The following is a 1622-nucleotide window of genomic DNA, read 5'->3' as shown; positions in this document are numbered from 1 at the left end:
GCGACGGCGCGCAACTCATCCTCACGCCACCGCCGATCTCGGGCGATGGCGCGCATGTCATCAGTTGGCGGGTGGCCTCGGCGGACGGTCATCCGGTGGGCGGCGCCATAACGTTCTGGGTCGGCCGGCGCGACGTGGATGCGCCGCAGGCGGTGCGCTCGAACGATGCGCTGTTGCGCGGTGCGATCTGGCTGGCGCGGCTGGCGATCTATGTCGGTCTGTTCGTCGGCGCCGGCGGCGCATTCTTCGTTGCCTGGATACGGGCGCCGTCCGCGCCGGCAATGCGCGTGATCGGAAGCAGTGTCGAGTTGATCGCGTTGGCCGCGCTGGCGTTCTCGGTCGGACTACAGGGGCTGGACGCGATGGGATTGTCCCCGTCGTCGTTACCTGACGCGGAGGTCTGGGCCAGCGGCGCTCGCGGCTCGTTCGGATTGTCCGCCGCGATCGCGTCCGCTGCCTTGCTTCTGGCCCTGTGGTCGCACCGGGCGGGTGACGTCGGCGCAAGGGTAATGTCGCTCGGCGCCCTGGTCGGCGTCGGACTGGCACTGGCGGCAACCGGTCACGCTGCCACCGCCTCGCCGCGATGGCTCACCGCGCCCGCGGTGTTCGCGCACGGCGCTGCTCTGGCGTTCTGGGTCGGCTCGCTGATACCGCTCGCGCTGGCGATGGGCCAACCCCGCCAGACCGCGAGCGATGTTCTGATGCGGTTTTCGCGCGTCATCCCGTTCGCCGTCGCCGCGCTGCTGGCGAGCGGCCTGCTGCTCGCGGTCGTGCAGCTTGAGCGGGTGGATGCGCTCTGGACCACGAATTATGGCCGCGTCCTCACGGTCAAGCTCGTGCTCGTGGCATTGCTGCTGGCGATCGCGCTCTGGAATCGCCTGTATCTGACGCCGCGGATCGGGCAGGGCGGGGCCGCGCCGCGCCGTCACATGCGACGGACGATCGTCGCCGAACTGGTGCTGGTGGCTGCTATCCTCGGCGTCGTCGGCCTTTGGCGCTTCACCCCGCCGCCGCGGGCGCTGATGGTCGCGGCCCCACCCTTCTTCACGCACATTCATACCGGACGAATGATGGCGGATGTTACGATGTCGCCGGGCCGCGCCGGGCCTGTCAGCATTGCAATCCAGTTGCGGACGCCGGACGAGGAATTGCTCTCCGCCAAGGGTGTATCCGTCTCGCTGTCCAGTCCCGACAACGGCATCGAGCCATCGATCACGGAAGCGCGATCGCTGGGCGATGGACAGTGGCAGGCGTCGATGGCCGTCCCCATTGCCGGACGCTGGACCCTTGCGCTCGACGTGCTGATCTCGGATTTCGACCAGGTCCATGCCGAGACCGAGATTCAGATCAAATAAAACGAAGTCTCTGGCAACTCCGGGAGTGTCCCGCGAACCGGACATATAAATTGTCCGGGCCGGGCGGAATTCCGCCGCTTTCGCGCGGCTTGTCCTCCCGCAGACCCTTGTATTTTGTCAGCCGATCCGGTTTCACTGCAAGCGTTCCCATCCCGAAGCGATTCTCAGGCCTGCCCATGCGTTTGTCGCGGTTCTTTTTGCCGATCCTGAAGGAAACTCCGAAGGAAGCCGAGATCGTCTCGCACCGGCTGATGCTGCGGGCGGGCA

The 1622-nt window shown here is 66.8% G+C and carries 1 protein-coding gene; it reads left to right on the top strand.

Features of this window, described 5'->3' with window-relative positions; translation table 11 throughout:
• Positions 1-1355 (top strand): CopD family protein (locus BGN91_RS14985; protein WP_292614478.1); only part of this gene is annotated, 1355 nt, incomplete at its 5' end.
• Positions 1356-1622: the final 267 nt, after the last annotated feature.

The sequence above is a fragment of the Nitrobacter sp. 62-13 genome (assembly GCF_001896955.1).
Lineage (GTDB): Bacteria > Pseudomonadota > Alphaproteobacteria > Rhizobiales > Xanthobacteraceae > Nitrobacter.
Note: the sequence above shows the minus strand (reverse complement) of the source record. Positions and strands in the feature narration are given on the sequence as shown.